Below are 23,579 nucleotides of genomic sequence, written 5' to 3'. Positions count from 1 at the left end.
AGGTGCCGCCCCTGTAAAATCGGAACCATGTGTGGAATCGTGGGCTACGTCGGACGACCAAAAAGCCTGGAGGTTCTGCTCGGCGGACTCCGGCGACTCGAGTACCGCGGCTACGACTCCGCCGGGGTGGCGATCATCACCGAAGAGGGTGAGCTCGTCACCCGGAAGCGCGCGGGCAAGCTGCAGGTGCTGGTGGACGACCTGGCCGCGGAACCGCTCACCGACGGTTCCACGGGTATCGGTCACACCCGGTGGGCGACCCACGGCGGGCCCACCGACGTCAATGCGCACCCGCATCTCAGCCGCGACGGAAAGCTCGCGCTCATCCACAACGGCATCATCGAGAACTTCGCCGAGCTGCGGGCCGAGTTGCTCGCAGACGGCTACACCTTCGAGAGCGAGACCGACACCGAGGTGGCTGCGAAGCTCCTCGGGCGTGAATACGAGGCCGGCGGCGGGCTCGCGGCAGCACTGGGTCGCGTGGTGGTGCGCCTCGAGGGCGCGTTCACCCTTCTCGCCCTGCACCGCGACGAGCCCCTGGTCGTGGTCGGGGCGCGTCGCAACTCTCCGCTCGTCATCGGGTTGGGTGACGGCGAGAACTTCCTCGGATCGGATGTCGCGGCCTTCGTCGAGCACACCCAGCGTGCCGTGGCGATCGGACAGGACCAGATCGTCACCATCACGCCCGACAGCGTTCTCGTGACCGACTTCTTCGGCACCAGGGTGATCCCGAGCGAGTTCCAGGTGTCGTGGGATGCGTCGGCCGCTGAGAAGGGTGGCTGGTCGAGCTTCATGGCGAAGGAGATCAGCGAGCAGCCCGAAGCGGTCGCCAACACTCTGCGCACGCGCATCCATCACGACCGCATCGAACTGCCCGAGCTGGCCGGGCTCGAAGAGGCGTTGACCGACATCGACCGCATCGTCATCATCGCCTGCGGCACGGCGAGCTACGCCGGGATGCTCGGCAAGTACGCCCTCGAGAAGTGGGCCCGCATCCCGGTCGAGGTGCAGCTCTCGCACGAGTTCCGGTACAGCGAGCCGGTGCTGACGCCCCGCACCCTCGTCGTGTCGATCAGCCAGTCGGGCGAGACCATGGACACGCTGATGGCCGTGAAGTACGCGATCGAGGCGGGAGCGGCGACGCTCTCGATCTGCAACACGCAGGGTGCGACGATCGCGCGCGAGTCGGATGCCGTGATCTACACGCACGCCGGCCCCGAGGTCGCCGTGGCGTCGACGAAGGCCTTCGTCGCCCAGATCGCGGCGCTCTACCTCTTCGGGCTGCACCTGGCGCGGGTTCGTGGAACGCTGTCGGCGCCCGCCATCGCCGAGGCGCTGGAAGAGCTGTCGGGCATTCCGGCGAAGCTCGAGCAGGTGCTGCTGACCTCCACCCGCATCCAGGAGCTGGCGAAATGGATGTCGGACTCCCGTGCCGTGCTCTTCCTCGGCCGGCACGTCGGTTATCCCGTGGCGCTCGAGGGTGCCCTCAAGCTCAAGGAGCTGGCCTACATCCACGCCGAGGGATTCGCTGCCGGCGAGCTGAAGCACGGCCCGATCGCCCTGATCGAGCCGGGCCAGCCGGTGTTCGTCATCGTGCCGAGCCCGCGCGACCCGAACTCGCTGCACGCTAAGGTGGTCTCGAACATCCAGGAGATCCGGGCCCGGGGTGCGCGCATCCTCGCCGTCGCCGAGCAGGGCGATGCGGCCGTGCTGCCGTTCGCTGACGAGGTCATCCCGATTCCGCTGGCGGGTGCGCTGTTCGAGCCGCTGCTGGCCGTCGTTCCGCTGCAGATCTTCGCGATGGAGCTGGCCACGGCCAAGGGTCTCGACGTCGACCAGCCGCGCAACCTGGCCAAGTCGGTCACGGTCGAGTAGCGGGGGGTCGGTTCGTGATCATCGGCGTCGGCGTCGACATTGTCGATGTGCCCCGGTTCGAGCGCTCGCTGCAGCGCACGCCGGCCTTGGCGCCGAGGTTGTTCGCTGAGAGCGAACGCTCTCTGTCGCTGCGGTCGCTGGCCGCTCGATTTGCCGCGAAAGAGGCGTTGGTGAAGGCAGTCGGCGACCCGACCGGTTTTCGGTGGCACGACGTGGAGGTCGTGACCGATGCGCTCGGCAAACCGTCGTTCCGTCTGGCGGGGTCAGCCGCCGAGGCGGTGGAGGCGCACGGCATCGGGGCGCTGCACCTGTCGCTCAGTCACGACGGCGATACGGCGTGCGCGTTCGTGGTGGCCGAGGGTGCGGGCGCGGTTCTGGTGTCGCCCGTGCAGGCTCCGGATGATCGGGGCGGGCGATGAGCGCGTCTGAGGAGCCCCTGCGGCTGGCCTCCGTCGACCTCGGGGCAATCCGGCACAACGTGCGAACGGTGGCGGCGCTGGTCGGCGGTGCCGAGGTAATGGCGGTGGTGAAGGCCAACGCCTATGGGCATGGAGCGGTGGAGGTCGCCCGCGCGGCGGTGGAGGCGGGTGCGACGTGGCTCGGCGTGGCCGATGTCGATGAGGCGGTGGCGCTTCGCGACGCCGGACTGTCGGTTCCGGTGCTGGCGTGGCTGCACTCGCCGCAGGCGTCGTTCGACCGTGCTGTCGCCCACTCGATCGATGTGGGGGTGAGCTCGGTCGCGCAGCTCGACGCGGTGGCGGCGGCGGGGCTGCGGGTGGCGGCGGGCCTGCGGGAAGCCGGAGAGGGCGGGGCCGCGCAGCAACCGGCCCGGGTGCACCTCAAGCTCGACACCGGGCTGGGCCGGAACGGCGCCGAACAGAGCCTCTGGCCCGCGTTCTTCGCACGCGCGGCGGAACTGCAGCGCGCCGGGCAGCTCACCGTGGTGGGCCTGTTCAGCCACCTTTCGAACACGAACGACGAAGAAGACCGTGCGCAGCTCGAGCGGCTGCTCGCCGGGGTCGAGCTGGCCCGGGTTGCGCAGCTCGAGCCCCCGATCATCCACCTGGCTTCGACGGCGGCAGCGCTCAGGCTGCCCGAGACGAGGCTGTCGATGATCCGGCTCGGCATCGGCATGTACGGGCTCTCGCCGTTCGATGACCAGACATCGGCAGAGCTCGGGTTGCGGCCGGCGATGCGCGTCGAAGGGCGGGTCATCTCGGTGAAGCGGGTGCCCGTCGACAGTGGTGTCTCGTACGGATACACCTATCGGACAGCGACGGAGTCGACGCTCGCGCTGGTGGCGCTGGGGTATGCCGACGGGATTCCGCGGCTCGGGTCGAACCGCGCACCGGTCTGGATCAATGGCGAGATCCACCGCGTCTCTGGACGCATCGCGATGGACCAGTTCGTTGCCGACGTGCACGATGCGGAGGCTGCGGTGGGGGACAGGGTGGTGCTGTTCGGCGATCCGCAGGACGGGTATCCGTCGGCGGAGGACTGGGCTGAGGCTGCGGAGACGATCAACTACGAGATCGTGACGCGCATCGGCGCCCGGATCGAGCGGCGGTACGTCTCGTGAGCGACGAAGCAATGGGCGTGAGCGGGGCGGCACCCGAACGGGTTGCTCGCGTCAACCTCGATGCGTTCCGCCACAATGTGCGCGTGCTGGCGGCGCACGCGGAGCCGTCGGAGATCATGCTCGCCGTGAAGGCCGACGCCTACGGGCACGGAATGATCCAGCTCGCCGCGGCGGCGCTCGAAGCGGGGGCGACCTGGCTCGCCGTCCTCGACATCCCCGCCGCACTCGAACTCCGTGCCGCCGGGTTCACCGTGCCGATCTTCGCGTGGATGCACGCCCCGAACGCTGACTTCGACGGGGCTGTGTCCGAGGAGATCGACATCGGCGTGTCGGCCGAGTGGCAGCTGGAGCGGATCGCCCAGGCGCGGGCGAAGCTCGTCGAGCGCGCGCGTGCGGCGGCTGACGGCGCCGCCAGCGACTCTGCCGGCGATCCCCCCGACGACGCGGAGCCCTCCGGAGCGCCAACCGCGCTGCCCGCGCTCACGCGCGTGCACCTCAAGATCGACACCGGGCTGCACCGCAACGGTGCGACGCCTGAGCAGTGGCCCGCCCTCGTTCGCCGGGCGATGGCGCTCGACGAGGAGGGTGCGCTCGAGCTGTATGCGGTGTGGTCGCACCTGGCCGACGCCTCGCCGGCGGACGACAGCGACGCGCTGGAGAAGTTCCGCGCCGCAGTAGCTGTCGCGGAATCCCTCGGAGCACGGTTGCAGAGGCTGCACCTGGCCGCGAGTTCTGCGGGCATCCGGATGCCGGAGGCCCGCTTCAACTTCGTGCGCTTTGGAATCGCGGCCTACGGTGTGTCGCCGTTCGACGATGAGACGGCTGAGGAGCTCGGGTTGCGTGCGGTGATGACCCTGGCGGCGCCGGTGGTGTCGGTGAAGCGCGTGCCGGCCGGGCAGGGAGTGTCGTACGGGTTCGACTACCGAACGGAGGCGCCGACGACGCTCGCGCTCGTTCCGCTCGGGTATGCCGACGGCATTCCGCGGGCGTCGAACGGCAAGGGGCAGGTGTGGATCGCCGGCACGCGGTACCCTGTGGCGGGTCGCGTCGCGATGGACCAGATCGTGATCGACGTGGGCGATGCCGCCGTGAACGTCGGCGACGAGGTGATCGTGTTCGGCGAGGCGCCGAGCGCGAATGCGGGTGCGGGTACCGCGGGTGATTCCGTTCCGACGGCGGAGGAGTGGGCCGGCTGGGCGCAGACCATCGGCGACGAGATCGTGGCCCGGGTGGGCCCGCGCGTCGTTCGGCAGTATGTGACGGATGCGCCCGGTGACGATGGCGCGGCGGCGGCGGCGGCTGCGGCGGCGGCTGCGGGCGGCGAGTCGTGGGTGATCGCCGATCCGGAAGCGATGCACGCCTTCGGCGTCGCGTTCGCCGAGCGGCTGGGTGCGGGGTCGGTGCTGGTGCTGACGGGTGAGCTCGGAGCGGGCAAGACCACCTTCACCCGCGGCCTCGGTGAGGGGCTGGGGGTGCGTGGCTCGGTCACCAGCCCGACCTTCGTGCTGGCGCGCACGCATCCGACTCTCTCCACGGGCGTTCCGCTCGTGCACGTCGACGCCTACCGGCTCGGCAGTGCGGCCGAGCTCGACGACCTCGACATCGACTTCGCCAACTCGATCGTGGTGGTCGAGTGGGGCTCCGGGATGATCGAGAACCTGGTCGGCGAGCACCTGGAGCTGGTGATCGAGCGTCCCCGCGGCGCCCGCGCAGACGTGGTGCAAACCGATGGCACCGATGACGGCGACGCACCCGTCGAGCCGCGAACCGTCACGCTCCACCACCACCGCGGCCCGGGCCGCGTCGCGACGGGAGCCCCGCGTGGCTGACCGCCCGGAGCTGCTGCTGGCGATCGACACCTCCGCCGGAACCAGTGTCTCCGTCGTGCGGGAGGGGTCGGGCATCCTGAGCCAGGCCGACGGCCACGACACGATGAAGCACGCCGAGGTGATCGGCCGGCTGATCGAGCGCGCGCTCACTGAGGCGGGCGTGCGGGTCGATGAGCTGACCGGCGTCGTGGCGGGAATGGGACCCGGCCCGTTCACCGGCCTCCGGGTCGGAATCGCGGCCGCCCGGGTCTTCGCGCTGGGCCGGGGCGTGCCGTTGTACCCGGTCGTCAGCCACGACGCGATCGCGCTCGCCGAGGCGACGGCGGGTGCGGGCGGCGAGCTGCTGGTGGTCACGGATGCCCGGCGGCGCGAGGTGTACTGGTCGCTCTACGAGCTGGCGGGAGCTGCGGCTGCGGGCGACGGCGTGGGTGAGGCGGCCGACGCTTCCGGAGCCGGAGCCGGCGCCGGCGCGAGTGCGGTGCGCCTCGACGGCCCGGGACTTGCGAAGCCCGATGCCCTGCCGCATCCTGGGGCGCGCACGACCGAGGCGGCCCGGGTGTCGGCGGGTCAGCTCGGGCTCGTCGCACTGGCGCTGCTGGCGTCGGGCGGCGACTTCGCAGCAGACCGGGCGATCTACCTGCGCTCGCCCGACGTGACCGTCTCGACCGGTGTGAAGAGGGTGACCCAGTGAGTGACGGTTTCGAGCTGAGGGTGGCGGGACCCGCCGACGTCGACGCGATCATGGCGCTCGAGACGGAGACGTTCCGGAACGACGCGTGGTCGCACGCGATGATGCTGGCCGATCTCTCGCAGACCCACTGCTACTACCTCGTGGCGACTGACCCCGACATCGAGGGGCTCTCGGGCTACGCGGGCCTGATGAGCCCTAGAGGCGGGGCGGACGCCGACATCCAGACGATCGCTGTCGCTCCGGATGCCCGGCGGCGCGGCCTCGCGCGGAGATTCATGCTGACCCTGATCGCCGAGGCGCGCGAGCGGGGTGCCCGGCGGGTGTTCCTCGAGGTTCGGGCCGACAATCCCGGAGCCCAGACGCTGTACGCAAGCCTCGGATTCGCGCCGATCGGCGTGCGGCGCGGGTACTACCAGCCCGACGACGTCGACGCGGTGTCGATGCGTCTCGACCTGGTGGCGGGAGCTTCCGCGTGAACGCCGAGACCGTCGCCTTCGACCCGGCCGCGTTCGCCGCGGGCGGACGGGAACCCGTGGTGCTCGGCATCGAGACATCCTGCGACGAGACCGGTATCGGCATCGTGCGCGGCACGACCCTGCTCGCGAACGCCATCGCGTCGTCGATGGACGAGCACGCGCGCTACGGGGGAGTGGTGCCCGAGATCGCCGCACGGGCACACCTCGAAGCGTTGACCCCGACCATCCAGGCCGCTCTCGCTGAGGCTGGCCTGGCGCTCGGCGACCTCGATGCGATCGCGGTGACCTGCGGCCCGGGGCTGTCGGGTGCACTGATGGTCGGCGTGGCGGCGGCCAAGGCCCTGGCGCTCTCGACCGGTAAGCCGCTCTATGCGGTCAACCACCTCGTCGGGCATGTCGGCGTCGACCTGGTGACGCCGGATTCCGAGCCGCTGGAATACCCCACCGTGGCCCTGCTCGTGTCGGGCGGGCACACCTCCCTGTTGCTGGTGCGGGATCTGGTCGACGACGTCGAGCTGCTCGGCGAGACCATCGACGATGCGGCCGGGGAGGCGTTCGACAAGGTCGCACGGGTGCTCGGGCTGCCCTATCCGGGTGGCCCGCAGATCGACAGGGTCGCCGAAGGGGGCAATCCGAAGGCGATCCGGTTCCCCCGCGGTCTGACCCTGCCGAAGGACCGCGAGCGACACCGGTACGACTTCTCGTTCTCGGGGCTGAAGACCGCTGTGGCGCGCTGGGTCGAGGCAAGAGGCGACCGGGGCGAAGAGGTTCCGGTGAGCGATGTGGCGGCGAGCTTCCGCGAGGCGGTCGCCGACGTGCTGCTGACGAAAGCGCTGGCGGCGTGCGCCGATCTGGATGTGCCCCGGCTGCTGCTCGGCGGCGGTGTGGTGGCGAACGCGCGGGTGCGGCAGCTCGCCGAAGAGCGCACCGCGGCCGCGGGCGTCGCACTCCGCATCCCTCCGCTGTCTCTGTGCACCGACAACGGGGCGATGATCGCCGCCCTGGGTGCACAGCTGATCCTCCGGGGCAAGACCCCCTCCGGGTTCGACTTCGGAGCGGACTCCACCCTCCCCGTCACAGACGTCCATGTGGTCTGAACGGTGGATTGACACTCGCTGGGAGTAGCTGTCACTATGGCACCGACAAAGGAGCCCTCACAACCATGACAACACCCAATCCCTACGCTGCCCCCGGAGCCCCGGCCCGCAAGACCAACGTTCTGTCGATCGTGGCGCTGGTCGTGTCGATCGTCGGTTTCACGATCATCGGTATCGTTCTCGGTTTCGTCAGCCTCAACCAGATCAAAAAGACGGGTGAAGCCGGCCGCGGCCTGGCGCTCGCCGCCATCATCATCGGTTTCGTCGAGCTGGTGCTGCTCATCATCTACATCATCTTCATCGTGGTGCTCGTGGGTGCTTCGTCGGTCTCGACCAACTACTAGGCCCCGGCCTCGCTAGGCTCGAAGCACGTCAACGATCGAGAACGCGGAAGGAACCGTCACCATGACCGATCCCAACACCCCCACCGGCCCCGAGAATCCGACCTACCCGGCAGCAGGGTCTGACACCCCGCCGCCCCCGCCGCCGCCCAGCGCGCCGCCGACCGCGCCTCCGGCCGCGCCCTCCGCTCCGCCGGCTGCTCCCGCGGCACCGTCGTACGCGACACCGTCGTATTCGGCACCCGCGTACGACGCACCGGGTTCGTCGGCACCCGGAGCCCCGGTGACCCCGCCGGTGTACGCGCCGGCACCCCCGGCCGCTCCTGGCTACGGCACGCCCGGAACACCCGGTGCCCCCGCCTACGGCGCACCGGCCGCCTACGCCTCGGGCGCGCCGGCCAAGACCGCCGTGCTCAGCCTCATCGGCATGATCGCCGGCATCGTCGGCATCCTGATCTCGGCGGTCAGCATCGGTATTGGCGGCTTCATCTTCTCGGCGGCCGCCGTCGTGCTCGGCTTCATCGGCCGCCGCAAAGAGCCTGCGGCGCGCGGCTTCTGGTTGACCGCCCTGATCACCGGCTTCTTCGGAATCCTGCTGTCGGTGGCCCTCATCGTCATCGCCATCGTGACGCTCGTCGCGAGCATGAACTCGTACAACTACACGTACTGAGCGGTTGCGCCGTGTGCCTCGGGGCACACGGCGCGTTCAGCCCAGTCGGTCCGCCAGGATGGCGGCGTGCCGCCCGGCGATCCGCGTCACGAACAGGGTGGCCTCCTCGGTACCCTGCAGCGACAGCTTCGGCCGGAGCGCTGCGGGATCGAGGTCGACACCGCGCTTCTTGATCTCCAGGCGCCCGATACCCCGGGCCTTGAGCTCGCGCTTCAGAGTGGCCACGTTGTACGGCAACACCTCGCGCACCCGGAACGCCGTGGCGAAGGGCGTTGCGATCAGGTCGTCCGACGTCAGGTAGGCAATCTGGTCGCTGACCATCCGCGCCCCCAGGTGCCTGGCGAGGTCGCCGATCAGCCGGGCCCGGATGACGCTGCCGTCGGGTTCGTAGAGGAATTCGCCGAGCTCACCGGCGTCGACATCCGCTGAATCCGCAGCGGCGGTCAGCTCGTCGGTGCGGCCCTTCGCGATCACCAGCGCCGAACGACGGATGCCCGGTCGGGCGAGGAGGCCGAACCACAGCCCGGTCTCCACCACATGGCCGTCGACCGAGACCCACTGCGCCTCGGCGTCGTCGGGCAGTAGTTCGCGGTCGAGCCCGGGCCCGAGTTTGACGCCCACGGGCATCCGTTCGGCCACGGCGAAGACGTGCCGGAGCGAGGGACTGTAGTCGTCGGGGTCGGTGAGGCGCGAGGTGTTGCTGTGGCCGGCGGTGCGGCGAGCGGGGTCGAAGTAGACCGCGTCGACCCGCGACAGCTCGAACGCCTCTGCCTCGCCCAGTTCGACGCGGGCGGTGTCGAACGGGGCGAGGTTGTAGGAGGCCAGTGCGGCAGTGACCTCGTCGTGGTCGACGGCCGTGACGTCGAGCCCCAGCCCCGCGAAGGCGAGGGCATCGGCCCCGATCCCGCAACCGAGGTCGGCGACGCGGTCGAGCCCGGCCGCCCGGAAGCGACCGGCGTGCAGGGCGGCGACGTTCAGGCGCGTGGCCTGCTCGAGCCCGGCCTCGGTGAAGAGCATCCTGTCGGCGAAATCGCCGAACTTGGCCACGGCCTTCGCCCGCAGGCGGGCCTGCGTCATCACGGCCCCGACGAGATCTGCGGAGTACCCGCGCTTTCGGAGGGCGGTGACGGAACGCACGATATTCGCGCCCGTCGTGTACGGCGGAAGCGAGTCGAGCAGGTTCAAGCCCTCGGCTGTCATCAGCTGTTCGAGCTCGGTTCTCTGCATGGGGCAAGTTTAGGTGCGCCGGTGCGAGAGGCTGGCACTCAGGTTGACCGAGTGCCAGCCGCACCCCTAAAGTGGAGTTAGCACTCTCAGTGTGAGTGTGCCAAAAACATGACTTTTGAACCGAAGAAAGAAGAGGTCAACTGTGTCGGTCTCCATCAAGCCGCTCGAAGATCGCATCGTCATCAAGCAGGTCGAAGCTGAAACGACCACTGCGTCTGGTCTCGTCATTCCTGACACGGCCAAAGAGAAGCCGCAGGAAGGTGTCGTCGAGGCCGTCGGCCCCGGCCGCATCGACGACAACGGCAACCGCGTGCCCCTCGACGTGACCGTCGGCGACAAGGTTCTGTACAGCAAGTACGGCGGAACCGAGGTCAAGTACAACGGCGAAGAGTACCTCGTACTGTCCGCTCGCGACGTGCTGGCTGTTATCGTTCGATAGTGAGTTCTTCAGAGAGACCCGGGCCGAGCAGGTCCGGGTTTTTCTATGCCCTCGGGGCCTACCTCATCTGGGGGATGCTGCCCCTCTACTTCCTCCTGCTGGCTCCGTCGAACGCCTTCGAGATCGTGGCCTGGCGGGTGATCTGGGCGCTCGTCGTCTGCGCCATCCTGATCACCATCGTGCGTGGCTGGCAGCGATTCTTCGCTGTCTTCAGGCAGCCCCGGCTCGTGCTCGTGATGGGGCTGGCCGGCGTGCTGATCTACGTCAACTGGCAGGTGTACGTCATCGCCAGCACCGGCGGCCACGTTCTCGAGGCGTCGCTCGGGTACTTCATCAACCCGATCGTCACGATCCTGCTGGGCGTGTTCATTCTGCGCGAGCGGCTCCGGATGCTGCAGTGGGTGAGTCTGGGCATCAGCCTCATCGCCGTGGTCGTGTTGACGATCGGCTACGGGGCCATCCCCTGGATCTCCCTCATCCTTGCGGGGTCGTTCGGGCTGTACGGCCTGGTGAAGAAGCAGGTGGGCCCCCGCATCGACGCGGTGAACGGCCTCACGCTCGAGTCGCTCTGGCTGCTGCCCTTCATGGTGGTGCAGCTCAGCGTCGTCGGGGCGACGACCGGGCTCACCTTCGCCTCGTCGGGCGGCTGGCATGCTGCCGGCCTGGTCGGTGCGGGTGTGGTCACGGCGGCACCCCTGCTGCTGTTCGCCTCGGCCTCGAAGAGGCTGCCGCTCGTCTACCTCGGGTTCGTGCAGTACCTGACACCCATCCTGCAGTTCATCGTGGGGGTGTTCCTGCTCGGCGAGCCCATGCCGCCCGAGCGACTCATCGGTTTCGCCATCGTCTGGTTGGCTCTGATCGTGCTCAGCATCGACCTGCTGCGGGCTGGTCGAGCCCGGTCACAGAATGCTAACGATCTCTTACAGAATCGTTCAGAAAACATCCTCGAAACATAACGACCCTAGGTTGTACCTAATGAACGCGTGGGGCCGCCGCTGTGGGGGCTCCTGACTCGCGAGCACTATGAAAGGGTTCACAGGATGATCAAATCCAAGAGTGCCCTCCGGACGTCTCTTCTGGCCGGAGCTGGCATCATCGCCATCATGCTCTCCGGCTGTGCCTCCGGTGGCAGCACGACTTCTTCGACCTCCTCGGCCGCGTCGACGGCATCGGCAGCGTCGTCTGACTGCGCGAGCGACGCGACGACCGCCGACAGTCTCGTCGTCGGTACCATCCTGCCCATCACGGGCAGCCTCGCGTACCTCAACCCGCCGGAGCAGGCGGGCGTCGGCCTGGCCGTCTCCGACATCAACGCTGCAGGCGGCGTCGACGGTAAGAAGGCCTGTGTCCTGGCCTCCGACTCGGGCGACTCCACCGACCTCAGCGTTTCGACCGCGAGCGCCCAGAAGCTGATCGCCGCGAAGGTGTCGGTCGCCATCGGCGCCGCGTCGTCGAGCGTCTCGCTGAACGTCGTCGACTCGTTCGCTTCGGCCAAGATCACCGAGATCTCGCCCGCGAACACGTCGGCGAAGCTCAGCGGCTACGGCCAGTTCTACTACCGCACCGCTCCGCCGGACTCGGTACAGGGTTCTGCCCTCGGTTCGCTGATCACCGGTGACGGCAACTCGAAGGTCGCCTTCCTGGTCTTCAACGACTCCTACGGAACCGGTCTTCGCGACTTCACGCAGGCTTCGATCGAGTCCTCCGGTGGAACGGTCGTCTACGGTGCCAAGGGTGCCGGCCAGGAGTTCCCTCCCGGCCAGACCACGTTCTCGGCCGAGGTGACCGCTGCTCTGGCCTCCAAGCCTGACGCGATCGTCGTGCTCGCGTTCGACGAGACCAAGTCGATCATCCCCGAGCTCGTCGCCCAGGGCTGGACGATGCCGAAGACGTACTTCTCAGACGGCAACACCGCCGACTACAGCAAGGACTTCCAGGCCGGCACGCTGACCGATTCGCAGGGTACGATCCCCGGCGCCGCGGCCAACGACGCCTTCAAGGCGTCGCTCGTCGACTGGTACAAGGCCAACGAGAACGCCGACCTCGCCGACTTCTCCTACGCTCCCGAGTCGTACGACGCAACCATCCTCACCGCTCTCGCGGCGCTGAAGGCCAAGTCGAACGTTTCTGCTGACCTGAACGCGCAGCTCGCTGCGGTGTCGGGTGCCAGCGGCGGAACGAAGTGCACGACCTACGCTGACTGCGCCAAGCTCGTCTCGGCCGGCACGGAGATCCAGTACACCGGCCAGTCCGGTATCGGCCCGTTCAACGACCACAACGAACCGTCGAGCGCCTTCATCGGCATCTACAAGTTCGATGGTGACAACAAGCCGGTCTTCCAGTCGGCTATCGAAGGCCAGACCTCCTACTAGGGAATGACCGCCTCGTACGAGAAGCCCCCGCCCGGTTCGCCGGTCGGGGGCTTCTTCGTGTGCGGGCCCCGCCGGGCATCCGCCCCCCGCCGCCCGCGGCCAGCCGCCCGGCTGCCCGCCGGAATCGACGCCGATTCGCGCCTCCGACCCGTTCACGCGCTCGGTGTCCGAAACGGCGTCCATTCCGTCGAAGCAATCTACGCAGCGTGCGGTCATAATATGAGTATGACTCGCTACCTTCGGAATGAAAGGCTGGCATCCCAACAAGCCGCAATCCGTACTGTCGCATCGCAGGACGCACGTGACCGTCTCCTTCGAAGACGGGCTGCGGCTGCAGTTCCCATTCGACGTGACATCACTCGCGATCTGGTATTCCGCACCACGGACGGTCGACGTCGACGACCTCGGTGGGCTTGCGCCCGTCCAATGGGCCGTCGAGGCCGGCGTGACCGACTGGGCGGCCACACCGCCCGCGGCCCGGCAGAGGCTCTCCGCGCGAAAGGGCGGAGCGGCCACGAACAAGGCCCCGCCACCGATGACCGGGGCGGGGCCTTGTTCGGGCGCTGAGGGCGCCTCAGATGGCGCCCGGGGCGTCGGGGCCTGACTCGCTCTCCACGTCTTTGGCGAGGGTGCCGAGGTAGAGCTCGATGACCTTGGGGTCGTCGGCCAGTTCGCGCCCGGTACCGGTGTAGGCGTTTCGGCCCTGGTCGAGCACGTAGCCGCGGTCGCAGATCTGCAGGCAGCGGCGGGCGTTCTGCTCGACCATGATGATCGAGACCCCGGTCTTGTTGATGCGACGGGTGCGGATGAAGGTCTCGTCCTGGCGCACGGGGGAGAGGCCCGCAGAGGGCTCGTCGAGCAGCAGCACCGACGGGTCCATCATCAGGGCGCGAGCCATCGCGACCGACTGGCGCTCACCACCCGAGAGCGAACCGGCTCGCTGCTGGCGCCGGTCGGCGAGCACCGGGAAAAGGTCGAAGATGGCGTCGAGGCGCTCCTTGAGCATCTTGGGGCGCAGGAACAGCCCCATCTGCAGGTTCTCCTCGATGGTGAGCGAGGGGAAGACGTTGTTGTTTTGCGGAACGAACCCCACACCGGCCTGCACGAGCTTGTTGGCCTTGTAGCCGGTGATGTTCTCGCCCTTGAGCGTCACCGAGCCACCACGCACGTTGACGAGGCCGAAGAGCGCCTTGAGCAGTGTCGACTTGCCGGCGCCGTTCGGGCCGATGATGCCGATGAGCTCCCCGGGATAGACGTCGAGGTTGCAGCCGTTGAGAATGTTGATGCCCGGCAGATAGCCTGCGACCAGATCGGTCGCCTGCATCACGGGTACTCGGGTTTCGGTCGTTTCGGCCATGACTTACGCTTTGCCCTCTTCTGCGGTGACTTCGGCGGCGAGTTCTTCGGCGACCTCATCGGTCAGCAGCGAATCGTCGCCCAGGTCGGTGTTGTGGTGCGCTCCGAGGTACGCGTCGATGACCGCGGGATCGTCCATCACGGTGCCCGAGGGCCCCTCTGCGACAACCTTTCCTTCGGCCATGACGATCACCCAGTCGGAGATGTGGCGAACCATGTGCATGTCGTGCTCGACGAAGAGCACGGTCATCCCCTCGTCTCTGAGAGCCTGGATGTGGCCGAGCAGCGACTGCGTGAGCGCGGGGTTGACCCCGGCCATCGGCTCGTCGAGCATGATCATGACCGGGTCGCTCATCAGGGCGCGAGCCATCTCGAGCAGCTTCTTCTGGCCGCCCGACAGGCTGCCGGCCATGTCGTCCTTCTTCTCGAGCAGCTTGAAGCGGGCCAGCAGTTCTTCGGCCTTCTCCGTGATCTCAGCCTCGCGCTTCGCCCAGAGCGGCTTGAAGATCGAGACGAAGAGATTCTCGCCCGGCTGGTCTTTGGCCCCGAGGCGCATGTTCTCGAGCACGGTGAGCTTGGACAGGGCCTTGGTCAGCTGGAAGGTGCGCACCATGCCCTTCTTGGCCGCCTTGGTGGCACCGATGCTGCCCACATCGGTGCCGTTGAAGGTCGACTTCGCGGCTTCGCCCGCCTTGGGGCCGCCGATCATCTTCGGGGCCGAACTCGGTTTGTCGAATCCGGTGATGAGGTTGAAGAACGTGGTCTTGCCGGCACCGTTCGGCCCGATGAGAGCGGTGATGATTCCCCGCTGCACTTCGAGATGGCCGACGTCGACCGCGGTCATCCCGCCGAAGCGGCGTGTGACATGGTCGACGGTGAGAATCGGATCGGGCTTCGAGACGCCGGGAGAAGGCGCGACGCCGGCGACGCTGGCTTTCGCGGCCGCACCGGCCGCGGTCATGGTGCCGGTGGTGGTGGGGACGTCACTTGACATCGAAACTCAGCTCCTTCTTGTTGCCGAGGATTCCCTGCGGCCTGAAGATCACGACGAGCATCAGGGTGATGCCGATGACGATCCACGCGAACTGCTCGGTCTGCTGGCCGTTCATGATGTTGCCGGGCACGAACTGGCCGGCGATACCCTGCACGAAGAGACGGATGGCGAAGAAGACGATGGCGCCGAGCACCGGTCCGAAGACCGTCGCGGCCCCGCCCAGCAGGAGGGCGGTGAAGATGAAGTACGTCATCGAGCGGCCCATGCTGTCGGCCTGCAGCGAGGCGGGGAGGATGTAGACGATACCGGCGATCGCGCCGATCACACCGCCGAGGATGAGAGCCTGCATCTTGTAGCTGTAGACGTTCTTGCCGAGGCTGCGCACCGCGTCTTCGTCTTCACGGATGCCTCGGAGGACCCGGCCCCAGGGGCTGCGCATGATCGCCCAGACGAAGAGGCAGAGAAGCGCCACCACGAACCATGCAGTGGCGATGAACCACCAGCCGTTCGAGCCGGTCGCGTCGTAGTTCCACGGCCCGAAGTCGACGCGGCCGTCGCCGAAGAACGACAGGTCGGTGAACGGACTGCGGTACTCGTTGCCCGTGATGCCGTTCGAGCCGCCGGTGACATTCGTCAGCAGGGATGACCGACCGACGATTCGCACGACCTCTGCGGCCGACAGCGTCACGATGGCCAGGTAGTCACCGCGCAGCTTCAGCGTGGGAATGCCGAGGATGAGCGCGAAGATGAGTGCTGCGACCAGCGCGATGATGACCGCCAGGATGATCGGCAGCCCCCCGATGATCGAGATCGCGAAGGCGTAGGCGCCGATCAGCATGAACCCGGCCTGGCCGAAGTTCAGCAGGCCGGTGTAGCCGAAGTGGATGTTCAGCCCGATCGCCGCGATGGCGAGTGCCGCCGTCTGCGGCGAGATGGCCGAGTTGAGGATGGCGTTCAGAGTACCGAGGAGTTGATCCATGAGTGCAGCCCTTCTAACCGATGCGCTCTCGGCGCCCGAAGATTCCCTGTGGCCTGAACAGCAGCACGAGGATCAGGATGACGAGTGCCGTTGCGTACTTGAAGTCGCCCGGCAAGACGAGGTTGGTGAGCTCGACGACGAGCCCGATGATCATGGCGCCGGCAAGGGCCCCGAAAGCGGTTCCGAGGCCGCCCAGCGTGATGGCCGCGAACATCAGCAGCAGCAGCTGCAGGCCGGTCTGCCAGTTCACGCCGTTCAGCACCAGGCCGAGCAGCACCCCCGACAGTCCCGCGAGGGCTGTTGCCGACGTCCAGACGAGACGGATGATGCGGTCGACGTCGATGCCGGAGGCAGCTGCCAGCGAGGGGTTGTCGGAGACGGCGCGGGTCGCCCGGCCGATCCGGGTCTTCACCAGCACGAAACCGACCAGGGCGATGATGACCACCGCGATTCCCATCGAGATCAGTGACTGCGCCGAGAGAGTGACAGGGCCGAGCGCGACGGTGACCGGGTTGGCCTGGTCGATGCGGACGGTGGACGCTCCGAGGAAGTACTGGAACGCATACTGCAGCGCGATCGAGAGCCCGATGGTGACGATCATGAGCTGGGTCGTGCCGAGCCCGCGGCGGCGAAGCGGCTTCCAGATGAGTGCATCCTGGAAGTAACCCGTCGCCGCGCAGATCGCCACCGAGATGACCGCGGCCAGGATGAGGTTCAGCCCGAGCACGTTCGCGAAGAGATAGGCGAGCAGGCCACCGAGCGTCACCTGTTCACCGTGGGCGAAGTTCGACAGGCCCGTCGTACCGAAGATCAGGGAGAGCCCGACCGCGGCGAGGGCGAGCAGCAGGCCCAGCCGGATGCCCGACACGAGCTGCTGAAGGAACCGCTCGAAGGTCACCCCGGTTCCGGCATCGGTGGTCGGCGTCTGGGTCGTCGTCCCGTCGGCGGCCGTGGTGCCGCCCACGATCTTGAACACGTAACCCGTGTTCTTGTTCAGAGCGCCGTTGACGGTGGCCGGATTCTTGGTCGCGGAGTCGAGAACGGCTCCATCGGGAATCGAGCTCGTGTCGAGGTTGATCGTGTACGCGCCGGCAGCGGTGATCGCCTGGCTCCACTTACCGTCGTCACCCGTGACGGCGACGGTGTCGAGGCCCGCGCCCGCGATCTCGAGCTTGATACCCACCGCGGGGTCACCGTTCGGGAGCTTGATCGTTCCCTGCAGACACCCCGTCGCCGGGTCTGTCGCGCAGGGCGCTGCGGTGAGCGGGGGAGCGGTGGCGGCCTGTGCCGGAGAGGCTCCGAGGCTGCCCGCCATCAACACCCCCGTGATGATGAGCATGATGATCCAGGCGGAACGCCAGATTCTCACACGGCCTTCGGGCCTTTGCGGCACGGTCAGTGTCGTCAAGTTTCAATTCCTCCAGGACGAGCGCGCATCGTTGGACGCTGCGAGTGAGTTGCAAGTGAGCTTACGTTATACAGGGTTTGTGTCATGCGTGTTTCGGGTGCGGGCGGAATAGGCCCCGCCCGCGCTTCGTTAGAGTTGTCACAACAGTAAAGATGTACGACGCGCGGGAGACGACCAGCCATGGAACAGAACGATCCCTTCGGATTCATCGGCCTCACCTACGACGACGTGATGCTCCTGCCGGGCCACACGGATGTGATTCCGAGCGAAGCTGACACGACGTCACGTCTGACCCGCCGCATCTCCCTTGCCGCCCCTCTGCTCTCGTCGGCGATGGACACCGTCACTGAATCGCGCATGGCGATCGCCATGGCCCGGCAGGGCGGATTCGGTGTCATCCACCGCAACCTCTCCATCGCCGACCAGGCCTCGAACGTCGACCAGGTCAAGCGCAGCGAGTCGGGCATGATCACCGACCCCGTCACGACGTCTCCCGACGCGACCGTCGCCGAGGCCGACCTCATCTGCGGTCGGTTCCGGGTGTCGGGCCTGCCCGTGGTCGACAGCGAGGGCATCCTCGTGGGCATCATCACCAACCGCGACATGCGCTTCGTCGCCGCCTGGGAGAAGAGCACGACGCTCGTTCGCGACGTGATGACGAAGGCGCCACTCGTGACGGCCCCCGAGGGCATCGACCCCGACGGCGCGATCGCCATCTTCGCGCAGCACAAGATCGAGAAGCTGCCGCTGGTGGATGCCGCCGGTCACCTGCGCGGGCTCATCACGGTCAAAGACTTCGACAAGAGCGAGAAGTATCCCAACGCCACAAAAGACGACTCCGGTCGCCTGCGCGTGGGTGCCGCCATCGGGTTTTTCGGAGACGCGTGGGAGCGCGCGATGACGCTGGTCGACGCCGGGGTCGACGTGCTCGTCGTCGACACCGCGAACGGCGACAGTGCCGGGGTGCTCGAGATCGTGCGACGTCTGAAGAGCGACCCCGCAGCATCCGGTGTCGAGATCATCGGCGGCAACGTCGCGACCCGCTCGGGCGCCCAGGCACTCATCGATGCTGGCGTCGACGCCATCAAAGTGGGCGTCGGCCCCGGTTCGATCTGCACGACCCGCGTCGTCGCGGGCGTCGGCGTTCCGCAGGTCACGGCGGTCTACGAGGCGTCGCTGGCCGCGCGCGAGACCGGTGTTCCGGTGATCGCCGACGGCGGGCTGCAGTACTCGGGAGACATCGCGAAGGCGCTCGTCGCGGGCGCCGACACCGTGATGCTCGGCTCGCTGCTCGCGGGCTGCGACGAGAGCCCGGGCGACCTGGTCTTCGTCAACGGCAAGCAGTTCAAGAGCTACCGCGGCATGGGTTCGCTCGGTGCCCTGCAGACCCGGGGCGAGAAGACGTCGTACTCGAAGGACCGCTACTTCCAGGCGGATGTACCGAGCGACGACAAGCTGATTCCCGAGGGCATCGAGGGCCAAGTGCCCTACCGGGGCGCGCTGTCGAACGTGGCGTACCAGCTGCTCGGGGGGCTCCGCCAGTCGATGTTCTACGTGGGCGCCCGCTCGGTCGAAGAACTCAAGGCGCGCGGCAAGTTCGTGCGCATCACGGCCGCGGGGCTCAAGGAGTCTCACCCGCACGACATCCAGATGGTGGTCGAGGCACCCAACTACCGCCGCTAGGCGGCAGTTGCGAGCGGGCGCCCGTTCAGGGCGCTCGCCGCGCTCGCCTACCGCCGTTAGGCGGCAGTTGCAGTGCGCCGCGCTCGCCTACCGCCGTTAGAAACGCCCGGTAGGCTTGCCGGGTGAGTATGGAAAGAGAAATCGGCCGGTCCAAGCGCGGTCGCAGGGTCTATGCGTTCGACGACATCGCTGTTGTTCCGTCCCGGCGAACCCGCGACCCGCAGGATGTCTCGACCACCTGGTCGATCGACGCCTACCAGTTCGAGATCCCCGTGCTCGCCGCCCCGATGGACTCGGTGGTCTCGCCCGCAACGGCCATCGCGATGGGCCGCTTCGGCGGCGTGGGTGTGCTCGACCTCGAAGGCCTCTGGACCCGGTACGACGACCCCGAGCCGCTGCTGGCCGAGATCCGGGAACTGCCCGAGGGCGCGTACACCGTGCGCATGCAGCAGATCTACGCAGAGCCGGTCAAGCCGGAACTGGTCACGGCCCGCCTGGCGGAGATCCGGGCATCCGGAGTCACGGTCGCCGGCAGCCTCTCGCCCCAGCGCACCCAGGAGCTGTACGAGACTGTCGTCGCGGCCGGTGTCGACCTGTTCTTCATCCGTGGAACGACGGTGTCGGCCGAGCATGTCTCGAAGACGGTCGAGCCGCTGAACCTCAAGAAGTTCATCTACGAGCTCGACGTTCCCGTGATCGTGGGCGGGGCCGCGACCTACACTGCGGCACTGCACCTCATGCGCACCGGTGCAGCGGGGGTGCTCGTCGGGTTCGGCGGCGGCGCGGCCTCGACGACCAGGGCGACCCTCGGCATCCACGCGCCGATGGCGACCGCTGTGGCCGACGTCGCCGGCGCGCGGCGCGACTATCTCGACGAGTCGGGTGGGCGCTACGTGCACGTCATCGCCGACGGCGGCCTCGGCACCTCGGGTGACATCGTCAAGGCGATCTCGGTCGGCGCAGACGCCGTCATGCTCGGTACGGCCCTGGCGCGGGCGACGGATGCCCCGGGCGGCGGCTACCACTGGGGCCCCGAGGCGCACCACAGCCAGCTGCCGCGCGGCAACCGTGTGCACGTCGGAGCGGTCGCGCCGCTCGAGCAGATCCTCTTCGGGCCGTCGCCGGTCGCCGACGGAACCGCCAACCTGATCGGGGCCCTGCGCCGGTCGATGGCGACGACGGGGTACTCCGACCTCAAGGAGTTCCAGCGCATCGAGGTCGTTGTCGCACCCTACGGTTCGTAGACTGGAACGCGTGGCGAACCGGCACCAGAGCACGAGGGAGATCAGTCATGGTTGATGTACGACGGGTCAAACTCCCGGGGGTCGGGGTGCTGCACACGTTCATCACCGACGACGGCGGCAAGGTCGGCGTCATCGCCCACCGCTCGGGTCACAGCGACCTGATCACCTTCGCCGACGACGAAGACGGGGCCGAGTCGAACAAGGTCTCGCTGCGTCTCAGCGAAGACGAGGCGCACACCCTCGCCGAACTGCTCGGCGGCACGCAGATCACCGAATCGCTCACCCAGCTCGACCAGATCCCCGGCCTCTCGATCGACTGGTTCACCGTCGACTACGACGACCACATCGCGGGCCAGGAGCTCGGCGACCCAGCCGACCGCGGCGTCGTGGGGGTCACCGTGGTAGCCGTCGTGCGCGGCGGTTCGGCCAATCCCGCCCCGGCCAGCGACTTCCGGGTCTTCCCCGGCGACACCCTGGTGGTGGCCGGAACGCCGGAGAAGGTCGCGAAGGTGTTCAACTTCTTTCGCACCGGCCAGTACAAAGCCAAGAGCTCCGTCGACGCGTCGCCCGGGGGCTAGGCGATGCAGCTCGTTCTCGCGGCCACCGAGGGCGACACCACCCACCTCGGCGGCGACCTCCTGGTTCTCGGAATCCTCTTCGTCATCGCCTACATCCTCGGCCGGTTGGGCAAGTCGATCGGGTTGCCGGCCATCCCGATCTACATGGTCGTCGGGTTGTTGGCGAGCCCGAACTTCAACCTCTTTCCGCTCGACTTCGTCAACAAGGACTACATCGCCCTCATCGCGGTGTTCGGGCTCGTGCTGCTGCTGTTCAACCTCGGCCTGGAGTTCGACCAGGACGAATTCTTCGGCAACGCCGGCAAGCTCATCATCTCGGGCGGCTCGTACATCGCCATCAACATGGTGGCCGGCTTCGCGTTCGGCTTCCTCGTGGGCTGGGGCACCCGCGAGGCGCTGGTCATCGCGGGAATCACCGCCACCTCGTCGAGCGCCATCGTCACGAAGCTGCTCATCGAGCTGAACCGGCTGGCCAACCCCGAGACGCCGATGATCCTCGGCGTGACGGTGGTCGAAGACATCTTCATCGCCATCTACCTCGCCATCGTCTCTGTGGTGCTGAGCGGTGAGACGGCCGTCTGGCCCGTGATCGCGAAGCTCGGCATCTCGTTCCTCTTCCTGGTCGTCATGTTCACCGTCGCGAGGTTCGGCGGCAGATGGGTGTCGAAACTCTTCCGCACGAAAGACGACGAGCTCTTCACCGTGCTCTTCTTCGGCCTGGCCATCGGTTTCGGCGGCATCGGCGAGCTGCTGGGCGTCACCGACGCGATCGGCGCCTTCCTGATCGGTCTCGTGCTGGGCGCGACGCGGTACCGCAACAAGATCGAACACATCGCCATCCCGCTGCGCGATGTGTTCGGCGCCTTCTTCTTTCTGAACTTCGGGCTCGGGCTGAACCCCGCGCAGTTCCCCGAGGTCATCTGGCCGGTGCTCGGCGCGGTCGTGATGACCATGCTGCTGAACATCCTGGCGGGGCAGCTCGTCGCGCGGATGAACGGGCTGGGGGTGCAGGCCGGTATCAACACCACCGTCATCCTGCAGAACCGGGGAGAGTTCGCGCTCATTCTGGCCACCCTGGCGCTCGCCGCGGGCCTGGATGATCGGTTGCAGGCCTTCGCGGGCCTCTACGTTCTGGTGATGGCGGTCGCCGGCCCCATTCTCGCCGCCAACTCCGAGAAGATCGGAGCCCGGCTGCTTCGAAAGTCGAGGCGCAGGAAGGCGGAGGCTTCGGCCCGGGTGAAGCGCAGTCGCGACCCGATGCTGCTCGACGGGATTGCGCTCGTCGAGGCCGCAACGGCTCCGGATGCTGCCCAGGGGCCGCCCGAGACCGGGTTCGTCGACGATGTACCCGGCGAGCATCCAGCCGAGCCGGAGTATGTTGATCCCATCGCCGAGCAGGCCTCGAGGCAGACCGATGCCCTCGATTCGAGCCTCTCCAACGTCACCCGAGAGAAAGACAGCGAGTATTGACTCTGCTCAGCGTCATGCGGCGGCCCAAATGGATCTGGGCCCTGGTACTCGCGCTCGTCATCGCCGCCGTGTTCGCCGCCCTCGGCCAGTGGCAGCTCAGTCGCGCCGTCACCTCGAACGGGCCGAACCAGAACGCCACGACGGAGGTCGCGAAGTCGCTGCCCGACATCGCCGCCCCCGGCGTCGCGGTGTCGGAGTCGCAGGACGGCCAGATGGTCACTGTTGTGGGTGCGCTGGTGTCGCCCGACTTCACCATCGTCGCCAACCGACTGAACGCCGGCACGCTCGGTTACTGGGTGGTGGGGCGGTTCGATGTGACGGCTTCGGCGTCGGCGGCATCACCGGCGTCGGTCGCCGTGGCCCTCGGCTGGTCGGCTGACCGGTCGCAGGCCGAGACCGCCGCGCGACAGCTCAACCAGACACCGACGTTCCCCTCCGAAGAGCTGACCGGGCGGTATGTCGGCAGCGACGGCCCCGAGATCAAGGATTCCCAGGACAAAGCGGCGGCAGACCGCGTGATGTCGACGATGGCCATTCCGGCGCTCATCAACACCTGGGTCGACTTTCCCGACACGACCGCGGTCTACGGGGGGTACATCGTGGCATCCGCCCCGCCCGCCGGTCTCGCCGCCATCGACTCGCCGGTGCCGCAGCGCACCACCGAGTTGAACTGGCTGAACATCTTCTACGCCGTCGAATGGGTCATCTTCGCGGGCTTCGCCATCTTCTTCTGGTACCGCCTGGTGCGAGACGCGTGGGAACGAGAGACCGAAGAGGCCGAAGTAGAATTGACCCATGCCACTTGAGCCCAAACGCGCCGACTTTCCGCGCATCCGTTCGGCCCTGACGTTCTACCGGGTCTGCTCGATCATCACGGGTACGTTCCTGTTGCTGCTGGTGGTCGAAGTCATCCTCAAGTACACCCCTCTCGCGCTCGAAGTCGAGCTGGGTGGGTCCCACGGGTTCCTTGCGCTCGTGCCGGCGGGGACGGTCACAGCGGTGAACATCTCGACGGGCCTGCTGATCGTGCACGGCTGGTTCTATGTGGTCTACCTGTTCTCGTGCTTCCAGCTGTGGAGTCGCATGCGCTGGAACTTCACCCGCTTCGTGCTGCTGGCGCTCGGCGGCATCGTGCCGCTGCTCTCCTATTTCCTCGAGGGCCGAATCGCGCGCGAGGTGCTCGCGTATCTCGCCAAGCGGGAGGCTGCCCTGAACGAAAACCCGACCGTGGAGGCATCCCATTAGCACCCCCTCTTCCCCCGTTACGTCAC

At 67.6% G+C, this 23,579-nt stretch carries 24 protein-coding genes; 19 read left to right on the top strand and 5 right to left on the bottom strand.

The genetic code is table 11. The features are described 5' to 3' along the window. The first annotated feature begins 27 nt into the window (after positions 1–27). The 9 genes from glmS (at position 28) to B7R24_RS17830 (ending at position 8,558) form a co-directional block, all read left to right on the top strand. The gene (gene glmS / locus B7R24_RS12310; RefSeq protein WP_116419263.1) at positions 28–1,875 is read left to right on the top strand and encodes a glutamine--fructose-6-phosphate transaminase (isomerizing); all 1,848 of its coding nucleotides are present in this window, start codon (positions 28–30) and stop codon (positions 1,873–1,875) included. Between the two features lie 14 nt (positions 1,876–1,889). Next, on the top strand, positions 1,890–2,294 hold the full coding sequence (locus B7R24_RS12305) for a holo-ACP synthase (RefSeq protein ID WP_116419262.1): 405 nt from the start codon (positions 1,890–1,892) through the stop codon (positions 2,292–2,294). After that, the gene (alr, locus tag B7R24_RS12300; protein ID WP_116419261.1) at positions 2,291–3,454 is read left to right on the top strand and encodes an alanine racemase; all 1,164 of its coding nucleotides are present in this window, start codon (positions 2,291–2,293) and stop codon (positions 3,452–3,454) included. The genes B7R24_RS12305 and alr (B7R24_RS12300) overlap by 4 nt, the downstream gene beginning before the upstream one ends. Continuing rightward, positions 3,451–5,283: an alanine racemase gene (gene alr, locus B7R24_RS12295; RefSeq protein ID WP_253259448.1), complete on the top strand. Its 1,833-nt coding sequence runs from the start codon at positions 3,451–3,453 to the stop codon at positions 5,281–5,283. Before alr (B7R24_RS12300) ends, alr (B7R24_RS12295) begins: the two co-directional genes overlap by 4 nt. Beyond that, positions 5,276–5,974, top strand: coding sequence for a tRNA (adenosine(37)-N6)-threonylcarbamoyltransferase complex dimerization subunit type 1 TsaB (gene tsaB / locus B7R24_RS12290; protein WP_367302624.1), 699 nt, complete (start codon positions 5,276–5,278; stop codon positions 5,972–5,974). The genes alr (B7R24_RS12295) and tsaB overlap by 8 nt, the downstream gene beginning before the upstream one ends. After that, the gene (rimI, locus tag B7R24_RS12285) at positions 5,971–6,450 is read left to right on the top strand and encodes a ribosomal protein S18-alanine N-acetyltransferase (RefSeq protein ID WP_253259447.1); all 480 of its coding nucleotides are present in this window, start codon (positions 5,971–5,973) and stop codon (positions 6,448–6,450) included. Before tsaB ends, rimI begins: the two co-directional genes overlap by 4 nt. Then, the gene (tsaD, locus tag B7R24_RS12280; RefSeq protein WP_116419259.1) at positions 6,447–7,547 is read left to right on the top strand and encodes a tRNA (adenosine(37)-N6)-threonylcarbamoyltransferase complex transferase subunit TsaD; all 1,101 of its coding nucleotides are present in this window, start codon (positions 6,447–6,449) and stop codon (positions 7,545–7,547) included. The genes rimI and tsaD overlap by 4 nt, the downstream gene beginning before the upstream one ends. A 65-nt stretch (positions 7,548–7,612) precedes the next feature. Beyond that, a complete protein-coding gene (locus tag B7R24_RS12275; protein WP_116419258.1) occupies positions 7,613–7,891 on the top strand; it encodes a DUF4190 domain-containing protein in 279 nt (92 codons plus the stop codon). 61 nt (positions 7,892–7,952) lie between these two features. Continuing rightward, complete coding sequence (locus B7R24_RS17830) at positions 7,953–8,558, top strand: hypothetical protein (protein ID WP_116419257.1); 606 nt, start codon at positions 7,953–7,955, stop codon at positions 8,556–8,558. Between the two features lie 36 nt (positions 8,559–8,594). Here B7R24_RS17830 and B7R24_RS12265 read toward each other — a convergent pair whose 3' ends face one another. Beyond that, the gene (locus B7R24_RS12265) at positions 8,595–9,785 is read right to left on the bottom strand and encodes a class I SAM-dependent methyltransferase (RefSeq protein ID WP_116419256.1); all 1,191 of its coding nucleotides are present in this window, start codon (positions 9,783–9,785) and stop codon (positions 8,595–8,597) included. Between the two features lie 142 nt (positions 9,786–9,927). On the opposite strand from B7R24_RS12265, the gene groES reads away from it, so the two are divergent. From groES to B7R24_RS12245, 4 genes are all read left to right on the top strand, one after another. Next, positions 9,928–10,224 (top strand): co-chaperone GroES, encoded by a 297-nt coding sequence (gene groES, locus B7R24_RS12260; RefSeq protein ID WP_116419255.1) that lies wholly within the window; start codon positions 9,928–9,930, stop codon positions 10,222–10,224. After that, a complete protein-coding gene (gene rarD / locus B7R24_RS12255; protein WP_253259446.1) occupies positions 10,224–11,180 on the top strand; it encodes an EamA family transporter RarD in 957 nt (318 codons plus the stop codon). Before groES ends, rarD begins: the two co-directional genes overlap by 1 nt. A gap of 84 nt (positions 11,181–11,264) precedes the next feature. After that, a complete protein-coding gene (locus B7R24_RS12250) occupies positions 11,265–12,596 on the top strand; it encodes an ABC transporter substrate-binding protein (RefSeq protein WP_116419253.1) in 1,332 nt (443 codons plus the stop codon). Positions 12,597–12,897: 301 nt separating this feature from the next. Further along, entirely contained in the window at positions 12,898–13,200 is a 303-nt protein-coding gene (locus tag B7R24_RS12245; protein WP_116419252.1) for a hypothetical protein, read from the top strand. Here the strand turns inward: B7R24_RS12245 and B7R24_RS12240 are convergent. Genes B7R24_RS12240 through B7R24_RS12225 form a run of 4 tightly spaced genes read right to left on the bottom strand, consistent with a single transcriptional unit; the run spans position 13,171 to position 17,333 of the window. Next, complete coding sequence (locus B7R24_RS12240; protein ID WP_116419251.1) at positions 13,171–13,953, bottom strand: ABC transporter ATP-binding protein; 783 nt, start codon at positions 13,951–13,953, stop codon at positions 13,171–13,173. The genes B7R24_RS12245 and B7R24_RS12240 overlap by 30 nt on opposite strands. A gap of 3 nt (positions 13,954–13,956) precedes the next feature. Then, on the bottom strand, positions 13,957–14,946 hold the full coding sequence (locus B7R24_RS12235) for an ABC transporter ATP-binding protein (protein ID WP_116419250.1): 990 nt from the start codon (positions 14,944–14,946) through the stop codon (positions 13,957–13,959). Further along, complete coding sequence (locus B7R24_RS12230) at positions 14,936–15,925, bottom strand: branched-chain amino acid ABC transporter permease (RefSeq protein ID WP_116419249.1); 990 nt, start codon at positions 15,923–15,925, stop codon at positions 14,936–14,938. Before B7R24_RS12230 ends, B7R24_RS12235 begins: the two co-directional genes overlap by 11 nt. Positions 15,926–15,938: 13 nt before the next feature. After that, the gene (locus B7R24_RS12225; RefSeq protein WP_253259445.1) at positions 15,939–17,333 is read right to left on the bottom strand and encodes a branched-chain amino acid ABC transporter permease; all 1,395 of its coding nucleotides are present in this window, start codon (positions 17,331–17,333) and stop codon (positions 15,939–15,941) included. Between the two features lie 180 nt (positions 17,334–17,513). Between B7R24_RS12225 and guaB the strand changes: the two genes are divergently transcribed. The 6 genes from guaB (at position 17,514) to B7R24_RS12195 (ending at position 23,553) form a co-directional block, all read left to right on the top strand. Continuing rightward, positions 17,514–19,016 carry an IMP dehydrogenase gene (gene guaB, locus B7R24_RS12220; protein WP_116419248.1) on the top strand — a complete coding sequence of 501 codons (1,503 nt, stop codon included), beginning with the start codon at positions 17,514–17,516 and terminating at the stop codon, positions 19,014–19,016. Between the two features lie 128 nt (positions 19,017–19,144). Continuing rightward, on the top strand, positions 19,145–20,260 hold the full coding sequence (locus B7R24_RS12215; RefSeq protein ID WP_116419247.1) for a GuaB3 family IMP dehydrogenase-related protein: 1,116 nt from the start codon (positions 19,145–19,147) through the stop codon (positions 20,258–20,260). A gap of 47 nt (positions 20,261–20,307) precedes the next feature. Next, on the top strand, positions 20,308–20,838 hold the full coding sequence (locus B7R24_RS12210; RefSeq protein WP_116419246.1) for a cation:proton antiporter regulatory subunit: 531 nt from the start codon (positions 20,308–20,310) through the stop codon (positions 20,836–20,838). 3 nt (positions 20,839–20,841) lie between these two features. Then, positions 20,842–22,308 carry a cation:proton antiporter gene (locus B7R24_RS12205; RefSeq protein WP_116419245.1) on the top strand — a complete coding sequence of 489 codons (1,467 nt, stop codon included), beginning with the start codon at positions 20,842–20,844 and terminating at the stop codon, positions 22,306–22,308. Then, positions 22,305–23,114, top strand: coding sequence for an SURF1 family cytochrome oxidase biogenesis protein (locus B7R24_RS12200; protein WP_253259444.1), 810 nt, complete (start codon positions 22,305–22,307; stop codon positions 23,112–23,114). Before B7R24_RS12205 ends, B7R24_RS12200 begins: the two co-directional genes overlap by 4 nt. After that, on the top strand, positions 23,104–23,553 hold the full coding sequence (locus tag B7R24_RS12195) for a DUF3817 domain-containing protein (RefSeq protein ID WP_116419244.1): 450 nt from the start codon (positions 23,104–23,106) through the stop codon (positions 23,551–23,553). The genes B7R24_RS12200 and B7R24_RS12195 overlap by 11 nt, the downstream gene beginning before the upstream one ends. Positions 23,554–23,579 lie beyond the last annotated feature (26 nt).

The organism is Subtercola boreus (genome assembly GCF_003399645.1).
Taxonomy (GTDB): domain Bacteria; phylum Actinomycetota; class Actinomycetes; order Actinomycetales; family Microbacteriaceae; genus Subtercola; species Subtercola boreus_A.
The sequence above is the reverse complement of the archived record's forward strand: the minus strand, read 5'-3'. Positions and strand labels throughout refer to the sequence as shown.

What these genes read in the sequence shown, in the direction of transcription:
- guaB (WP_116419248.1), top strand. Translation starts at nt 17,514, where the DNA reads ATGGAACAGAACGATCCCTTCGGATTCATCGGCCTCACCTACGACGAC.
- B7R24_RS12215 (WP_116419247.1), top strand. Translation starts at nt 19,145, where the DNA reads ATGGAAAGAGAAATCGGCCGGTCCAAGCGCGGTCGCAGGGTCTATGCG.
- B7R24_RS12275 (WP_116419258.1), top strand. Translation starts at nt 7,613, where the DNA reads ATGACAACACCCAATCCCTACGCTGCCCCCGGAGCCCCGGCCCGCAAG.
- B7R24_RS12230 (WP_116419249.1), bottom strand. Translation starts at nt 15,925, where the DNA reads ATGGATCAACTCCTCGGTACTCTGAACGCCATCCTCAACTCGGCCATC.
- alr (WP_116419261.1), top strand. Translation starts at nt 2,291, where the DNA reads ATGAGCGCGTCTGAGGAGCCCCTGCGGCTGGCCTCCGTCGACCTCGGG.
- B7R24_RS12240 (WP_116419251.1), bottom strand. Translation starts at nt 13,953, where the DNA reads ATGGCCGAAACGACCGAAACCCGAGTACCCGTGATGCAGGCGACCGAT.
- B7R24_RS12235 (WP_116419250.1), bottom strand. Translation starts at nt 14,946, where the DNA reads ATGTCAAGTGACGTCCCCACCACCACCGGCACCATGACCGCGGCCGGT.
- B7R24_RS12210 (WP_116419246.1), top strand. Translation starts at nt 20,308, where the DNA reads ATGGTTGATGTACGACGGGTCAAACTCCCGGGGGTCGGGGTGCTGCAC.
- B7R24_RS12205 (WP_116419245.1), top strand. Translation starts at nt 20,842, where the DNA reads ATGCAGCTCGTTCTCGCGGCCACCGAGGGCGACACCACCCACCTCGGC.
- B7R24_RS12265 (WP_116419256.1), bottom strand. Translation starts at nt 9,785, where the DNA reads ATGCAGAGAACCGAGCTCGAACAGCTGATGACAGCCGAGGGCTTGAAC.
- B7R24_RS12195 (WP_116419244.1), top strand. Translation starts at nt 23,104, where the DNA reads ATGCCACTTGAGCCCAAACGCGCCGACTTTCCGCGCATCCGTTCGGCC.
- glmS (WP_116419263.1), top strand. Translation starts at nt 28, where the DNA reads ATGTGTGGAATCGTGGGCTACGTCGGACGACCAAAAAGCCTGGAGGTT.
- B7R24_RS12250 (WP_116419253.1), top strand. Translation starts at nt 11,265, where the DNA reads ATGATCAAATCCAAGAGTGCCCTCCGGACGTCTCTTCTGGCCGGAGCT.
- B7R24_RS17830 (WP_116419257.1), top strand. Translation starts at nt 7,953, where the DNA reads ATGACCGATCCCAACACCCCCACCGGCCCCGAGAATCCGACCTACCCG.